Genomic DNA, 16,481 nt, shown 5'->3' with positions numbered 1-16,481 from the left:
TTCGCCCACTAAACCATTAGAAATGCCAGCTTCAACAAAAATAAATTACCTACATAAAATAAAACCAAGAAAACACACCCAAGAAAAGAACAAATAACGTCCAAACCAAAAACCTCATCATGAAATCGTTTTCTTTTCATAGAAATCGACTGAACAATCCAGAGTTATAGATAAATTTAATCCATAAAAACAAATAGCAATTAAAAACATTAATTTCACATAGAAAACCTGTCTATAAATCATAGAAAATACGTAAAAACAAACTTTCCACTTTTAGAATTTAAAAACCAAACAATTGTTATTAAAAGAAAAAATACACATAAAAAACCAAGCAAACGTTTAAATTTCAATTTTATCATTGACTATTAAATTTACATCACGATAATACGCGCCGTTTGCCTGAAAATCAGGTGCTATAATTTAATATTTCAATGTGCGGAGGCAATAATGGCTGGAGACAATAACTACAGTCTTGGACCAGTTCCCAACACGGCCAGAAAAGGCGTGGCGTCACTAACCATGGTGATGTTAGGACTCACTTTTTTCTCCGCAAGTATGTGGACAGGTGGTTCTCTCGGTACTGGGCTCTCCTTTAATGATTTTTTCCTCGCTGTTCTCATCGGTAACCTAATCCTCGGTATTTACACTTCTTTCCTCGGTTACATCGGCGCTTCTACTGGTCTCTCTACCCACCTTCTTGCTCGTTTCTCTTTTGGTTCTAAAGGCTCTTGGCTTCCTTCTGCTCTTCTTGGCGGAACTCAAGTTGGGTGGTTTGGAGTTGGTGTCGCGATGTTTGCGATTCCGGTGCATAAAGCAACGGGCATCGATACCAATACTTTGATCCTTGTCTCCGGTTTGCTCATGACCGCGACCGTTTACTTTGGAATCTCAGCACTGATGGTGCTGTCAGCAATCGCCGTTCCCGCGATTGCACTACTTGGCGGCTACTCTGTCATCGAGGCAGTAAAGAGCGTTGGCGGTATTGGCGAACTACAACAAGTTCAACCAACCGAACCACTCGACTTTTCAATGGCTCTCGCGATGGTTGTCGGCTCTTTTGTTAGTGCAGGTACGTTAACGGCGGATTTCGTACGCTTTGGCAAAAAGCCGCGCAGCGCCGTGATGATCACCATGGTGGCATTTTTCATCGGTAACTCGTTAATGTTTATCTTTGGCGCGGCAGGTGCGTCGGTGACGGGTCAATCAGACATCTCTGAAGTGATGATCGCGCAAGGTCTTCTTATTCCAGCTATCATCGTTCTTGGCTTGAACATCTGGACCACCAACGACAACGCGCTCTACGCATCGGGTCTTGGATTTTCCAACATCACAGGCTTACCAAGTAAATACATCTCAATGGCGAACGGTCTTGTTGGCACACTTTGCGCTCTCTGGCTCTACAATAACTTTGTTGGCTGGCTGACCTTCTTATCGTTGGCAATTCCACCGATTGGCGGCGTGATCATCGCTGACTTCTTCACGAACCGTAAACGCTACGCAAACTTTGAAGCCGCCCAATTCCAAAACGTTAACTGGGCTGGCATTATCGCTGTCGTGATTGGCGTTGGTGCGGGACACTTCCTGCCTGGCGTAGTGCCGATTAACGCTGTACTTGGCGGCGCAATTAGCTTCCTGATTCTTAATCCTATTCTTAACAAAAAAGCACTGGCTACACAGCCAGCGTAAGGAACCATCATGACAACACTACTGATCAAAAACATAACGCTAAAAGGACAAGAAGGTCTGCAGCAAATTTTGATTGAAGATGGTCAATTCAAGCGCATTGAAAGCAACGATGTGGAGCTTAGTCATAACGGTGACATCATCGATGCTGAAGGCGGTATGGCGGTTGCGCCTTTCTGCGAGCCACACATTCACTTAGATACAACTCAAACCGCAGGCGAGCCTAGCTGGAACATCTCTGGCACATTGTTTGAGGGTATTGAACGTTGGGCTGAGCGCAAAGAAATGCTGTCGATTGAAGACGTGAAAGCGCGCGCAAAACAAACCTTAAAATGGCAGATAGCAAACGGCGTACAACACGTTCGTACCCACGTCGATGTTTCAGACCCTACCCTAATTGCCCTAAAAGCGATGGTAGAAGTGCGTGAAGAGATGAAAGAGTGGGTAGATATCCAAATCGTCGCCTTCCCGCAGGAAGGAATTCTCTCTTATCCAAATGGCAAAGAGCTGCTAGAAGAAGCCGTCAAATTAGGTGCGGACGTGATTGGCGCGATTCCACACTTTGAATTCACACGCGAATATGGCATTGAATCGCTGCACTACGTGTTCGAATTAGCGCAAAAATACGACCGTCTGATCGACGTGCATTGTGATGAAATCGATGACGAACAATCTCGCTTCGTTGAAACACTGGCAGCATTAGCGCACAAGTTTGATATGGGGAATAAAGTTACGGCCAGTCACACCACAGCGATGGGTTCCTACAACGGTGCATACGCATCTCGCCTGTTCCGTTTATTACGCATGTCCGGTATCAACTTCGTGGCAAATCCATTGGTGAACATTCACTTACAAGGCCGTTTTGATGATTACCCAAAACGTCGCGGCGTAACACGAGTGAAAGAGATGCTGAATGCCAACATCAACGTCTGCTTTGGACACGATGATGTATTTGACCCTTGGTACCCACTAGGCACTGCAAACATGCTGCAAGTGCTGCATATGGGTCTGCACGTGTGCCAGGTGATGGGTTACGACCAAATCAACAACTCACTGGATCTGATCAGCACCAATTCAGCACGTACACTGAACATTCAAGATAAGCACGGCATTGAAGAAGGCAAACCTGGTAGTTTACTGATTCTTCCCGCAGAAAATGGTTTTGACGCAGTACGTCGCCAAGTGCCGGTTCGTTACTCTGTTCGTCACGGTAAAGTGATTGCAGAAACACAGCCTGCGACAACTCATATTCATCTTGAACAAGCAGAGCAAGTAACGTTCAAACGCTAAAAAGATCGGCGAAACGAAAAAGGCCTGACGACATCGTCAGGCCTTTTTTCTACTGGTAAACATCACTGCTCGCTCTGTCTATTCTTGTCTCATAAACCACTGAACACATTGAAAGGCCATATAAAACGGCTGAGTACCAAACGTTGCACAAGGTTCTGGTGGCTGAATCTCAATTACACCATCGCACTTGGAAATTATTCTAAGCGTTGGGCATACTTCTGACTTCATTTTAGTTGTAGATATGAACCATGACGTCATTAAGCCAGATAGAACCGCAATTTTTGGAATTTATGCAGCAAGAGATGCAAGTAGATGCAGCTCATGATCTTAAACACGTAAAACGCGTGGTCAAAACAGCGAAACAGCTCTGCAAAGAAGAAAATGCAGACATCGCGATTGTATTACCGGCTGCCTATTTGCATGATTGCTTTACTTACCCGAAAGATCACCCAAATCGCAAAGAGAGCTCAATCATCGCAGCCAAAAAAGCGGTCGCATTTTTAGAGAGTATCGATTATCCGCAGCAATATCATGATGCCATTGCTCATGCGATAGAGGCACACAGCTTTAGCGCAAACATCAGGCCAAATACGTTGGAAGCCAAAATCGTCCAAGATGCCGACCGTCTGGACGCTTTAGGCGCAATTGGCGTGACGCGATGCATTCAAGTCAGCACTCAATTTAACGCGCAACTTTACAACGACAGCGATATATTTGCCGAAGAACGTGAACTTAACGATAAACAATTCACTCTGGATCACTTTCAGACCAAGTTATTCAAAATCGCTGAAACCATGAACACAGAGTCAGCAAGACGCGAAGCGCAAAAACGCAAAACCTTTATGCAAACGTACCTAGAGCAGTTACACGACGAGGTAACAGCGTAAATGTCAGAAAGCTATACGTTAATTAAAGAGCTTAAACGCCAACTAAAGTTAACTGGGCTGCATTATGCCGATGTTGCACAACACCTTGATTTAAGTGAAGGAAGCGTCAAACGTTTACTCGCTGAAGGTCAGCACATTAGCCTTGAGCGCTTAGAACGAATTTGCCAATTGATTGGTTTAGAAATGGCGGAACTATTTAAGCTCGCGGCTGCGCACAATAAAGGTCTGGAGTCGCTAACGTTAGAGCAAGAAAAGCAGCTGGTTAACGATAAAGCCCTGCTGCTCGTGGCGATCTGTGTTGTAAATGGCTATCAGTTTGAACAAATCGTTCAGCAATATACCTTCAATGAGTTGGAACTGGTGCAAAAGCTTGCTCATTTGGATCGGCTGAACATCATCGACTTGCAGCCAAATAACAAAATTCGTTTGCGTATATCTCCGACATTTAAGTGGCAGATGGGCGGCCCTATTCAACGGTTCTTCCAACAGCAAGTTCAAGACGCCTTTTTCCAAAGCTACTTTTCTGGTGAAGATGAAAAGTTCTCCATGGCAACAGGACTGATGAGTGTACCAAGCAACAAGAAGCTACAACAGAAACTGCAAAAGGTCATCGATGAGTTTTATCAGGCTTGCCAAAGTGATAGCTCTCTCGATATGGACGAAAAACACGGCACCTCTCTGATTATTGCGATGCGTCGCTGGACGTTCCCTTTGTTTGAACCATGGGAAAGAAAACTCACCAATAAGTCTCGCAATTAGTAACTCAATAAACAAATGGAAATAAAAGTAACGAATTTCGTTACTTTTGGTGGCATACAACGTCACTTGAAAGAGAAAGCTGGTTTAATCGTTCATTGAGCATAAAGTGCTCCCATCTCATTCGACTTTGTTTAATCGGGGCCCGTATGTTTTTCTCAAAACGCTTTTTTCCTTACTTTGTGACGCAATGCCTTGGCGCACTCAATGACAACATCTACAAAAACGTTCTGTTATTGATGGTGACATACAGCCAAATTGATAACCTACCAATATCCGTCAATCTATTCGTTAATTTGGCGGCAGGCTTATTCATCCTACCTTTCTTTCTATTCTCAGCGCATGCTGGTGCCGTCGCTGACAGCATGGACAAAGCCAAATTAATCCGACGTCTAAAGCTCATCGAACTAGCTATCATGTCTTGCGCAGCAACCGCTATTGCCACCCAAAGTGCCATGCTTATGCTGGTTCTGCTGTTTATGACAGGCACTCAATCGGCCTATTTTGGCCCCGTGAAATACGCCTTACTACCACAAGCGCTCAAACCAAATGAGCTTGTTAAAGGAAATGCTTGGGTTGAAATGGGCACGTTTCTTTCGATTCTTATAGGTACGCTTAGCGCAGGTGTGCTGCTAGCCACTCCTAATGGTACCTTGATTGCTTCTTGTGTCGTGATTACCTTGTCTTTGCTTGGGTTCATGAGCAGCGTGAATATTCCAGCGATGCCTAGCCAATCAAATGACAAAGCGAAGTTTGAACCGATTTCTGGTTTAAAGAACACGTTAAAAGTGGCAAAAAAGCAGAGAGGCATCTGGATGTCTATTCTTGCCATCAGTTGGTTCTGGTTCATGGGTGCGACTTACCTAACTCAATTCCCTAACTTCGCACGCGAACATTTGTTTGCAGACAGTACTGTCGTTTCTTTACTGTTGGCATTGTTTTCCATTGGTATCGCGACAGGCTCTTGGTTGTGTGAAAAGCTCTCTTTCAACCACGTTGAGCTTGGTATTTTGCCATTCGGTATCCTTGGACTGACAGTGTTTGGCGTCGACTTGCTATGGGCAGTCCCAAGTTATCCATCACTTCCGGTGCACTTTTATGATGTTCAAAGCTTCGTTGCTGAATCAAAACATCTGCGCGTCATGATTGACCTGTTCCTTGTTGGTGTAAGCGGCGGTGTCTTTATTGTTCCTCTTTATGCGTTCATCCAATCGCGTTCAAACAAAGGGGAGTGTGCACGTGCCATTGCTGCTAACAACATCATGAATGCGTTGTTTATGGTGGTGTCTGCTTTGGTTTCGATCGTTGTACTCAGCGTACTAGAGCTTTCTATTGTGGAACTGTTTGCCATGATGGCAATAGGTAACTTCTTCGTGGCAGTCTATGTCTATCGTCAAGTACCGGAATTCACACAACGCTTTATCAGTTATTTACTCAGCCATTGTATGTATCGTGTGTCCGTAAAGGGGCGCCAACATATTCCTGAACAAGGTGCTGCGTTAATCGTGGCTAACCATGTTAGCTATGTCGATGCATTGATTTTGATGGGAACCTCTACTCGCCCGGTTCGTTTTGTGATGGACAAGTCCATCAGCGAGCTACCTGTTCTTAAATATGTATTCCGTCATGCAGGTGTTATCCCGATCTGTTCTCCACGTAAGTGTGCCGACACTTACCGACGAGCATTTGAGCAGATTGAACAAGCACTTAACGACGGTGAGGTTGTCTGTATCTTCCCTGAGGGTCGTTTAACGTCTAACGGTCAATTGGGTGAGTTTCGCCCTGGTGTAGAGAAAATCCTTGAACGTAACCCTGTTCCTGTCATCCCTATGGCGTTAAAAGGGCTTTGGGGTTCTTTTTTCAGCCACAAAGGCGGACATGCTCTCACAAAACGACCGACTCGTTTTTGGTCAAAAGTGGATGTTGTTATCGGTGAAGTGTTAAGTCCTGCGTCTTTAAATCGTCATCAATTGCAACAACAAGTACAGGATTTACTGGGCTGAGTCGCTTGCTACAGCAGTCAAACTTTGCAGCAAAACGTAAATATGCACCACAAAGCACAAGTAGTTTCTTGTCAATTAGAGTAGGATATCTACGACGTCATAAATCTAGGAGGTATTATGAAAATCATCATCTTACATGGTCTTTATATGCATGGGCTGGTCATGCAGCCTCTTAGCCAAAAGCTGAGAAAACTCGGATACGAAACGCAAGTACTCAGCTATAACACTGTTGCTATCGATGAGTCTTCACTGTTTGATTCTATTGATCATTCGCTTAATCCACTGACCACAAACGTCCTCGTGGGACACAGCTTGGGAGGCTTGATGATTAAGCGCTATCTCGCCAACAGAAAACCGAGCACTAACTTAATCTCTCATGTTGTCGCTATCGGTTCGCCTCTTAAAGGCGCGTCCATTGTAGGCCGAATTCAAGATCTCGGATTGGGTGCAATTTTAGGCAATTCGCCACACCACGGATTAAACAAACATGATGACGCTTGGGATCTCCCTCAAAAACTCGGCAGTATCGCAGGAACGATGCCGATTGGTGCTCGCCCATTGTTGATCCGTAATGACAACACCATGTCGGACGGTACCGTTACCGTGGAAGAGACAAGACTGGACGGTATGCAAGATCATATCGAAGTGAAGCAAACGCATACGAGCCTGATTTACAACACCTTCGTGCCGCAGCAGATTGATCACTTTATTCGCACAGATTATTTCCGTCGATAGCACACTTTTCCATCATACAGATGGAATCGACTTTCCAAGCTATTCAGTTCGCAGTACTATCCTAGCTCCACTTCTTCACAACTTGGATGAAGTGGTACATTTTTAATTGTTCTCAGGGCGGGGCGAAATTCCCCACCGGCGGTATACTTTTTCAAGTGAGCCCGCGAGCGCTCGATTCGTCGAGGTCAGCAGATCTGGTGAGATGCCAGAGCCGACGGTTATAGTCCGGATGAAAGAGAATAAGAATACACCAGCATCGCGAGTCAGATCGCTAAGAATGCTGGTGCACTTCTTTTTGATCGTATTTTACGGCGATCTCTCATACCGCCCTGATTCTGGTGAAATTTAGGAGTTAACCATGAATCAGTCATCACTACTTGCCGAATTCGGCGACCCAATTACTCGCGTTGAAAACGCACTTATCGCTTTAAAAGAAGGCCGTGGCGTACTGCTTCTTGATGATGAAGATCGCGAAAACGAAGGCGATATCATTTATTCAGTCGAGCACCTCACTAACGAGCAAATGGCATTGATGATCCGCGAATGTAGCGGCATCGTTTGTTTGTGCTTAACAGATGCTCAAGCAGACAAACTGGAACTGCCTCCAATGGTGGTAAACAACAACAGCGCAAACCAAACCGCATTTACGGTTTCTATTGAAGCGAAAGTTGGTGTAACAACGGGTGTTTCAGCAGCAGACCGCGTAACGACCATTAAAACGGCGGCAAACCCGCACGCAAAACCGGAAGATCTTGCTCGCCCGGGTCACGTATTCCCTCTGCGCGCACGTCCAGGTGGTGTAATGACTCGCCGTGGTCACACAGAAGGTACGATTGATCTGATGCAAATGGCAGGGCTTCAACCCGCTGGCGTACTGTGTGAAGTGACCAATCCAGATGGCACGATGGCAAAGGCACCGGAGATCGTAGCATTCGGTCGCCTGCACAACATGCCGGTACTGACGATTGAAGACATGGTAATGTACCTGAACCAGTTCGAGTTGAAACTGGCATAGTCAGATCTCAGCTCTTGAAAAAAGCCGCGCATTTGTGCGGCTTTTTTGATCGATCCTCTTTGCACTTGAGTAGTTATACTTATTGAAAACAAGGGGAACAACACCATGAAAGGATTACTGAAACTCGCCGCTCTCGTTAGCTTTCTCTCCATGAATTCGCTTGCTCTTGCATCTGAGTGCCCTGATATTCTTCAAGGTAAGCAAAGGTTGTTAAACTCAACGGAAGAAGTCGATCTATGCGAAAGCTTTAAGGGAAAGACACTACTAGTCGTCAATACAGCAAGCCAGTGCGGCTTCACTCCTCAGTTCGAACAGTTAGAAACCCTCTATCAAACTTACAAAGACCAAAACTTCACCGTTATCGGTTTCCCGAGCAATGACTTTCGACAAGATAGAGGAAGCGAAACAAACACTGCGAAAGTCTGTTATCTCGATTACGGGGTAACCTTTCCAATGATGGCTCGCTCTTCAGTATTAGGTGTAGATGCGAACCCAGTCTTCAACCAAATTACTAACCAAGCAGGCATAAAACCAAAATGGAACTTCTACAAGTTTCTGATTAGCTCTGAAGGTAAAGTTATTGCTACTTTTCCAAGCTCCACATCACCGACAAGTACTACGCTTACCAATATGATAGAGCAACAATTGTAAGGTGACGACCATGACAACACGCTCAACCATGCTACAACTCGGTTACTTAGGCCTGGTTCCATTTGTGTTTAGTTTAGGGCTGATTTTCACTGACATCTCACTCTTCAATTTAAGTGGTCAGCAATTTTTCATCGCATATAGCGCCGTTATATTAAGTTTTTTATCTGGCATCCTTTGGGGTAATGGCATTGAGCATTACTACCACCGCCTTAGCCGAAATGTATTAATTCTCAGCAACCTTTTTGTCTTACTGGCTTGGGGCGCATTACTGCAGGGCCACAAACATTACGCGGTCGCTACCCTACTCTTAGCAATTGGGTATCTTGCTGTTTGGTATGCAGAAAAGCTCGTGAGGAAAGTCGAACAAGACGCCGAGCCCAAGGGATATCAAGGAATGAGGAGCAAACTGACCTTCGGCGTAATCGTAATGCACGGATTGGCTTTAGTTTCATAACCTGGTCTGTCCAGTACTAAGATCACAAAAAAACGTCTTTTTATAAAACAATGTTCATTTCGTGAATGCACACATATTTTGAACACTGTTTTGTTTCATTTATGAATCAATCCACATATAAGTAATTCAAAGCATTCACAAAGGATATGAATATGTTTTTTCGCAAACTTTTGTTTAGCACTGCGATGATCAATGCAACGACAGGTTGCGTGTCTTACCAGGCACAACAAGCCGCCGCTCAAACAGTAAATAATACAGGCGCTGTGCTTACCAATGTGATTAAAACCACGATTGCTCAGCCATGTAATGTTGCAATCACTGCTGCTAGCTTGTTTTATCCGCATGCCATATTTATGACTAGTGTTCCGGCTCAAGCATGTACAAGCGTTCTTAGATAATACGAAAGTGATAAGCATAAAAAATGGCGACTCTACCGTCGCCATTTTTAAGCTTCAATGCTATTTATAGTTACAGCGTCAATAAGTAATTAACTAATTGATTGTACTCGTCGTAAGTACGAATTTCGTTGGCCAAAACAATGTATTTATTGTTCACAACCACACCCGGAACCCCTCTCAACGTGCTAGCAGAGAATTGCTTATCAAAACCTTTCTGCATTGAGTTTACGGCGAAACTGTTGTAAGCCGCATCAAACTTCTTACCTTCTACGCCATTATCAACGAAGAGTTGTTTCAGCTCAGCTTCGTCTTTTGGCGCTTGTCGCTTTTGATGAATTTGGGCAAACATGGCAGGAATCATTGTATCTTCAACCCCGAGCGACACCATCGTCGCGTAGGACTTGGCCATCGGAATCGCCATATCTCCGCCCATGAACCCCACATGTACCTTTTCAAACTTTGCCTCTTTTGGCAGAGCAGGTTTTAAACGCTCAATAAGCGACTCAAACTTGTAGCAATGTGGGCAATAAAAAGAAAAGAATTCCGTCACAACAGGTTTCGATGCTTTCTTAACATCCAGAACTTTGTAGTGCTTCCCTTCTTCAAATTGCGCTGCATGAGCGGTAAAAGTCAGTAAAAGTGCACTACATAAGGCAAGTAGTTTTTTCATTGTTTATTTCCTTGTGGCATTCAAATGCCAAATCATTTCATTTGGTAAAAAGGGGTAAACCCCAAGTAATTTGAGATGAGGAATTAAACAATCGGAGGACGATAAAGCTTGGTGATCACAGTCACTACTTTTTCGACTAGAGGCCTACCAATCAAGGCAAGGCTATAAGGAAGAAGCAGTAAGTCGTTTTGAGATAAGTTGGCGGGAATTTTGACCATGCAGGAAGAGCTACAACTCGTGTGAGATTGTTGTGCCTTATTGATGGCTGACTCATCGTGATGTGATTCTACGCAGTCGTCGTTGACGCCAAGTTGTTTGTGCAGAGCAGCCTGTTGAACAATAAGATCGCGTACTTCAATTGTTTTCATCGGAGCGGAAGCCTGCGCCACAGGAGCGACACTACTCAAAAGCATAGCAACTAAGCAAACTATCGCAGTCAACAATGTACGGTTAAACTTCAACATAGCTACATCAAGGAAAATGGTGATTTAAGATAATACATGATAACGGTTTGACTTCAAGATACGGACTCTCGGCTCGCTAACAAACTCTGTTCTTTGACTATTTTAGGCTAGTGAATTTTCTCTCTAACGCTCCCTCAGTACACGAAACCAGCACAACGAGCTATTCACCGTTCGGATACTCCCCTCATCAGATACCAGCAACAATTCTATAAAACTTGAAATCATTATGAAACACGAGTAATAGTTAGAACAGTTTTTGTACGAACAAGGAAAGATCAATGCTTAAAAAAAGATTCTTTAAGACAAAAGATGAAGTCGAAGTCACGTTCGAGCTAGATAAAGATCAGTGGGACTCTGTCCAAATTGCTGGAGACTTCAACAACTGGCAGCCAGAACCGATGAAATTAGTGAAGAAAAGTCGTCAGTTTAAATTTAAAACCCGCTTACCTAAAGCGCAGAATGTTCAGTTCCGTTACTTGCTCGATGACGCGAAGTGGGAAAATGACCCACAAGCTGATGCTTACGTTCCAAATGCATTTGGCAGCGACAACAGCGTCGTGTGTACCACCGAATAAGCGGTAATTTCGCTTTAAGATTCCATACCTAGGCGCAAACGTTGCGCCTTTTTGCATCTCTCTAAATGTGATAGGTGATTAGATTTAAATTATTAATTGGCAATTTTATCCAATTAACTCATCCGATAACCTTATTCTGAGAAAGCTTTATTTGAAATAATTCGTAAATTTGTTTAAGTTCCATTGATATTAAATATTGTATACATCACTTAAATGAACGCACAACAAATCAAACCATCTCTAATCATTGTGGAAGACGATCCCAAATTACAAACTATGTTGGGAGAGTATTTTGTTGAACAAGGTTTTCAGGTCAAATGTATCGACAATGGGACGGACGCACCCAATGCGATTATTGACACACAACCAGACGTGGTGCTGTTAGATTTGATGCTACCCGGACAAGATGGTCTGAGTGTATGTCGTCAAATCCGAGAATGCTACAAAGGCAAAGTGTTGATGCTAACAGCAAGTGATGATGACTTCGATCATGTCGCCGCATTAGAAATAGGCGCAGATGACTTTGTTACTAAACCCATTAAACCTCGCGTATTGCTGGCCCGTATTCGCATGCTATTAAGAAGAAAAGAGGCGGCGCCTACCGAGTCCGAAAACGGCCTACAAATTGGTGTTCTGTGTTTAAACCGATTGCGTAAATCGTGCGTAATGAACCAAGAAGAAATTGCGCTGACAGACGGCGAGTTCGATTTGTTGTGGGTTCTTGCTACGCATGCTGAAAAAACACTATCACGTGAGTGGCTGACCAAAACACTACGTGGTATTGAATACGATGGAACAGACCGCACCATTGATAATCGCATAGTGACACTGAGAAAGAAGCTAGGCGATGCTTCTTGCTCACCACAAAAAATCATTACCGTTCGCGGCAAAGGCTACCTATTTATGCCTGATGCATGGAATGAATAATGAGACGGATTTATCTGGAAAGCTTTGTTGGCCTTATCATTCTGTTTATGGCTAGCTTGTGGGGATACGAGTTCTTAGTTTATGAGATCAACACAGATTATGACTACCTATTACAAGAGCATGAGGGTCAAGCTTTTCACGATCTGATCTACCCTATCTATAAAGAACACGGATTAGAATATACTCAACAACAGTTGGAACAATTTGCCACATCAAGCCATCGTTTGTTGGTGCCTCATACGCTTGAAGAGCTTCCAACAGACATCAAAAAGGCGTTTGAAAGTGATACCTCCGTTAACGTCGCTTACGATGAAGAAAGGGATATCTGGTTCCGCCTAGATGCGAGCACGCCTATCTTTAAAATGAGCGATAATCCGAATAGTCCTGTGGTTAAAGCAGCCAACTTTGATGACAATATCGTTTGGTTGTTCTTTTTAGCTGGATTTGCTCTGTATTGCATATTGTTGATCTGGTTCTTAAGCCGTCGGATTCGAGAGCTAGAGAGAGTGACCGTTGAGTTTGCCTCAGGTAACTTCAAGGCTCGAGCTAGTACCTCAAGCGCTAAGTCTGTTGGGACGTTAAACAAAAGCTTTAACACGATGGCCGATAAAGTATCTCGCTTGATCACTAGCAATAAAATGCTAACTAACGCCGTTGCACATGAATTGCGTACCCCAATCTTCCGCTTACAATGGCAAGCAGATTTGTTATCGGATTCAACCTTAACTGAACAACAGAAAAAGTATGTTTACAGTATCGTCGAAGACATTGACGAGATGGAAGAAATGGTTGAAGAATTGCTTTACTACGCAAAGATGGAGCGTCCTGACACAGCATTACAAACTCAAGAAGAAGTCGTCCTATTCAACTTAGTCAAAGAATTACGACAGAGATGGCAAAAAGAGACTACGCTCGCTATCTCGCTTCAAGAAGTAAACTCAGAAAACGTTCTCGCGTTTGCTGACCCAAAATTGTTAAAGCGAGCCTTAGATAACTTGCTGCGCAATGCAATGCGGTACGCGGATAAGCAGATTTTAGTAGAGATAAAACACGATCAGCACCGCTGCTTCATCAATGTTCATGATGATGGCATAGGTATTGAAGAAAAGCATTGGCCTCATCTATTCGAACCATTTTACAGTGCGGATGAATCTCGCAACAAAAAGACGAGCGGGTTTGGGCTCGGCTTGGCGATTGTCAGACAGATAATGGAGCTTCAACGTGGAGAAGTTTCGATTTGCCATAGCCCACTTGGAGGAGCTTGCTTCACACTTAGCCTCAAAAAATCAGACAGTTAACTTAACCTTCCTACCCCGTTTACAGAAGACGACACTTCAATACACTCAAGCGACAGAGCCCAACAATAAAACAGTGTACATTTAATCCATAAGATTCACACACTAAATGGATAGTACTCATGTATAAATCTTTTATCCTGATTATGGCGCTTACTTCTACGCTTACAGCTTGCGCCTACAACCAAAAACCTGTCGTCGACATGACCAATGTCGACCCTAGTACATATGAACAAGACTTTCTTTACTGCCAAGGCTATGCAGAAAATGTCGACAAATCAGAGGCAGCGAAATCTGAAGCCACTAATGGGGCAGTTACAGGCGCATTGATCGGCGCAGCTGCTGGTGCGCTAGAAGACGGATTAGGTGGAGCGGCTGTCGGTGCTGCGGCCGGCGGTGCTGTAGGAGCTGGAGCTGGTGCTTTGAGTGCAACAAATGATTCAACCAAAACTCAATCTCTCGTATTGCGTAAATGCCTCCAGCACAAAGGCTATACCGTCTACGATCTTGATTAAATAAGCACTTTTCTTAAATTATCGCGCGATGGATTCTATTCACAAATGTTTCACGCTGTAACGATTAATCTCGTTACCTCTCTGGGATATGTGTTCCATCCCAATGCTTAAATAGTAAGGTCATATTTTGAAGCCAGGTAAAACAGGTATACGCCGTGTCATGGATGCGACCGGCTATTCATTTCAAGGATTGAAAGCCGCATGGACACACGAAGCCGCTTTTAGACAAGAATTGATTCTCGCCTTGGTGCTTTCCGTCTGTGCTTTTTTCCTTCCTGTCACCACATACGAAAGAGTGCTGATGATCAGTAGCCTGTTCTTGGTATTGATCGTAGAACTCATTAATTCCGCCGTAGAAGCGGTTGTCGACCGTGTTAGCGATGACTGGCACGAGCTCAGTGGTAGAGCCAAAGATATTGGCTCAGCAGCAGTATTTGTTGCGTTAACTCTTGCCCTTTTTATTTGGGCTTCGTTCTTGCTCTAATTTTTATTCAAGACACTCATTATGAAGACACATGATTTACAACAGAGAGGTATCTCTTACGTTACCTTTACTTTCCTGTTGGCGCTGTATTTCGCTCTCGTCGTAAATATCCCTATTTATAAAGAACTGATCGGCATCTTTACACACTTAGATAATGTCAAGATTGGATTTATTATCACAATACCAATTTTCTTTCTTGCCGCGCTCAATTTCCTTTTTAATTTATTTAGTTGGCCTTGGATCGGCAAGCCGTTCTTTATAATTTTAATCATTGTTTCAAGTATGGTGAGCTACGCAAGCTATAACTATGGCACACTTTTCGATTCTGGAATGATTGCCAATATTGTTGAAACCGATTCGAGCGAGGCGAGTTCTTACCTGAGTGCTCACTCTGTAATTTGGACGCTGATTATGGGAGTTATCCCAGCGATAATTGTCTTTAAGGTCAAGCTGCAATCTCAACGTCACCAATTACTGTACTTCTCTGTTACCAAATTAGTATCGATGCTGTCGTCGCTAGCTGTCATCGCCGTCATTGCCAGCGTGTACTATCAAGACTACGCATCTGTAGGGCGCAACAATAGCCACCTAAAAAAAATCATCATACCCACCCAGTTCGTTTACAGCGCGACCGGGTATGTGAAGGAGAAATATTTCACCACGCCACAGCCATATCGAGAAATCGGCACAGATGCAAAGCAGTCAGATAGCGCCGTACAGCAAGCACAGCACAAACCAACACTACTGGTTTTTGTCGTAGGAGAAACCGCTCGAACGCAGAACTACCAACTCAATGGCTATACACGAGAGACAAACCCTTATACTAGTAAATTGGATGTTATCTCATTTCAAGACGTCGCATCTTGTGGCACCGCGACTGCTGTATCTGTGCCTTGTATGTTTTCACAGCTCACGCGAAACGAGTTTGAACGCACCAAAGCGGATAACCAGGACAATGCTCTCGATATAATGCTGCGCGCTGGGGTTGACCTCATTTGGAAAGAAAATGACGGTGGGGATAAAGAAGTAGCCCACAAGATCAAGAAAATCGAAGTGGATCGAAAGCAAGTAAGCCCTATGTGTAATGGCCAAACTTGTTACGACATGGCGCTATTAGATCATTTTGATCAGGAAGTCGCGGATATGCACGGTAACCGAGTGGTCGCCATGCACCTTATAGGAAGCCACGGTCCGACCTACTTTCAGCGTTACCCAAGAGACAACGCCTTCTTTAAACCAGACTGTCCACGTGCAGATATCGAAAACTGTAGCATCGAACAAATAGTGAACACATATGACAATACAATACGCTACACCGATCTTGTATTGGCAGAAACCATCAAAAAACTTAAAGCGTTAGAGTCTGAGTATAATACTGCGCTAATTTACATATCGGATCACGGTGAGTCACTAGGCGAAAACGGATTGTTCTTACATGGTATGCCTTATGGCCTTGCACCAGATTTCCAAAAACGCGTTCCTTTGATTATGTGGCTGTCTTCGGGCTTTAAACAAGCGAAGCAGATCAATACCGACTGTTTGTATAAACAAGCACAGAATGCAGGCCAATACTCACATGATAACGTGTTCCACTCTTTATTAGGCATTATGGATGTACAAACTCAAGCCTACGATAGCAAGTTAGATATATTCAAAGCCTGCCGAGCCGTTTCCTAAAT

The 16,481-nt window shown here is 43.9% G+C and carries 18 protein-coding genes and 1 riboswitch; of the genes, 16 read left to right on the top strand and 2 right to left on the bottom strand.

What is annotated here, in order from left to right:
- Positions 1-447 precede the first annotated feature (447 nt).
- From codB to IJ23_RS11845, 10 genes are all read left to right on the top strand, one after another.
- Complete coding sequence (gene codB / locus IJ23_RS11890; protein ID WP_033906361.1) at positions 448-1,686, top strand: cytosine permease; 1,239 nt, start codon at positions 448-450, stop codon at positions 1,684-1,686.
- A 9-nt stretch (positions 1,687-1,695) separates the two neighbouring features.
- On the top strand, positions 1,696-2,973 hold the full coding sequence (locus IJ23_RS11885; RefSeq protein WP_033906360.1) for a cytosine deaminase: 1,278 nt from the start codon (positions 1,696-1,698) through the stop codon (positions 2,971-2,973).
- Positions 2,974-3,221: 248 nt separating this feature from the next.
- Positions 3,222-3,860: an HD domain-containing protein gene (locus tag IJ23_RS11880; protein ID WP_017819864.1), complete on the top strand. Its 639-nt coding sequence runs from the start codon at positions 3,222-3,224 to the stop codon at positions 3,858-3,860.
- Complete coding sequence (locus IJ23_RS11875; protein WP_017635156.1) at positions 3,861-4,619, top strand: helix-turn-helix domain-containing protein; 759 nt, start codon at positions 3,861-3,863, stop codon at positions 4,617-4,619.
- 146 nt (positions 4,620-4,765) lie between these two features.
- A complete protein-coding gene (locus tag IJ23_RS11870) occupies positions 4,766-6,619 on the top strand; it encodes an MFS transporter (protein ID WP_033906359.1) in 1,854 nt (617 codons plus the stop codon).
- Between the two features lie 117 nt (positions 6,620-6,736).
- Positions 6,737-7,354, top strand: coding sequence for a cob(I)alamin adenolsyltransferase/cobinamide ATP-dependent adenolsyltransferase (locus tag IJ23_RS11865; RefSeq protein ID WP_005385580.1), 618 nt, complete (start codon positions 6,737-6,739; stop codon positions 7,352-7,354).
- A 104-nt stretch (positions 7,355-7,458) separates the two neighbouring features.
- A riboswitch (FMN riboswitch) is annotated at positions 7,459-7,599 on the top strand.
- A 113-nt stretch (positions 7,600-7,712) separates the two neighbouring features.
- Positions 7,713-8,369 carry a 3,4-dihydroxy-2-butanone-4-phosphate synthase gene (gene ribB, locus IJ23_RS11860; protein ID WP_005373655.1) on the top strand — a complete coding sequence of 219 codons (657 nt, stop codon included), beginning with the start codon at positions 7,713-7,715 and terminating at the stop codon, positions 8,367-8,369.
- Between the two features lie 105 nt (positions 8,370-8,474).
- Positions 8,475-9,020, top strand: coding sequence for a glutathione peroxidase (locus IJ23_RS11855; RefSeq protein WP_033906358.1), 546 nt, complete (start codon positions 8,475-8,477; stop codon positions 9,018-9,020).
- A gap of 10 nt (positions 9,021-9,030) precedes the next feature.
- Positions 9,031-9,474, top strand: coding sequence for a DUF3429 domain-containing protein (locus tag IJ23_RS11850; protein ID WP_017819861.1), 444 nt, complete (start codon positions 9,031-9,033; stop codon positions 9,472-9,474).
- Between the two features lie 152 nt (positions 9,475-9,626).
- A complete protein-coding gene (locus IJ23_RS11845) occupies positions 9,627-9,872 on the top strand; it encodes a hypothetical protein (protein ID WP_033906357.1) in 246 nt (81 codons plus the stop codon).
- A gap of 70 nt (positions 9,873-9,942) precedes the next feature.
- Here the strand turns inward: IJ23_RS11845 and IJ23_RS11840 are convergent, their stop codons facing one another.
- Both IJ23_RS11840 and IJ23_RS11835 read right to left on the bottom strand, forming a co-directional pair.
- Complete coding sequence (locus tag IJ23_RS11840) at positions 9,943-10,542, bottom strand: thiol:disulfide interchange protein DsbA/DsbL (protein WP_005373667.1); 600 nt, start codon at positions 10,540-10,542, stop codon at positions 9,943-9,945.
- Positions 10,543-10,625: 83 nt separating this feature from the next.
- Positions 10,626-11,006, bottom strand: coding sequence for a hypothetical protein (locus tag IJ23_RS11835; protein ID WP_033906356.1), 381 nt, complete (start codon positions 11,004-11,006; stop codon positions 10,626-10,628).
- A gap of 278 nt (positions 11,007-11,284) precedes the next feature.
- Between IJ23_RS11835 and IJ23_RS11830 the strand changes: the two genes are divergently transcribed.
- From IJ23_RS11830 to IJ23_RS11805, 6 genes are all read left to right on the top strand, one after another.
- The gene (locus tag IJ23_RS11830) at positions 11,285-11,581 is read left to right on the top strand and encodes an isoamylase early set domain-containing protein (protein ID WP_005373671.1); all 297 of its coding nucleotides are present in this window, start codon (positions 11,285-11,287) and stop codon (positions 11,579-11,581) included.
- A gap of 213 nt (positions 11,582-11,794) precedes the next feature.
- A complete protein-coding gene (locus IJ23_RS11825; RefSeq protein ID WP_005373673.1) occupies positions 11,795-12,508 on the top strand; it encodes a response regulator in 714 nt (237 codons plus the stop codon).
- Positions 12,508-13,806, top strand: a complete 1,299-nt coding sequence (locus IJ23_RS11820) for an ATP-binding protein (protein ID WP_005373675.1) — start codon at positions 12,508-12,510, stop codon at positions 13,804-13,806. The genes IJ23_RS11825 and IJ23_RS11820 overlap by 1 nt, the downstream gene beginning before the upstream one ends.
- A 119-nt stretch (positions 13,807-13,925) precedes the next feature.
- On the top strand, positions 13,926-14,318 hold the full coding sequence (locus IJ23_RS11815; protein ID WP_033906355.1) for a hypothetical protein: 393 nt from the start codon (positions 13,926-13,928) through the stop codon (positions 14,316-14,318).
- Between the two features lie 160 nt (positions 14,319-14,478).
- Positions 14,479-14,802 (top strand): diacylglycerol kinase, encoded by a 324-nt coding sequence (locus IJ23_RS11810; RefSeq protein WP_005385571.1) that lies wholly within the window; start codon positions 14,479-14,481, stop codon positions 14,800-14,802.
- Between the two features lie 21 nt (positions 14,803-14,823).
- Complete coding sequence (locus IJ23_RS11805) at positions 14,824-16,479, top strand: phosphoethanolamine transferase (RefSeq protein ID WP_033906354.1); 1,656 nt, start codon at positions 14,824-14,826, stop codon at positions 16,477-16,479.
- Positions 16,480-16,481 lie beyond the last annotated feature (2 nt).

The sequence above is a fragment of the Vibrio sp. OY15 genome (assembly GCF_000742455.1).
GTDB classification, from domain to species: Bacteria; Pseudomonadota; Gammaproteobacteria; order Enterobacterales; family Vibrionaceae; genus Vibrio; species Vibrio alginolyticus.
This window is presented reverse-complemented; position numbering and strand designations above follow the sequence as displayed.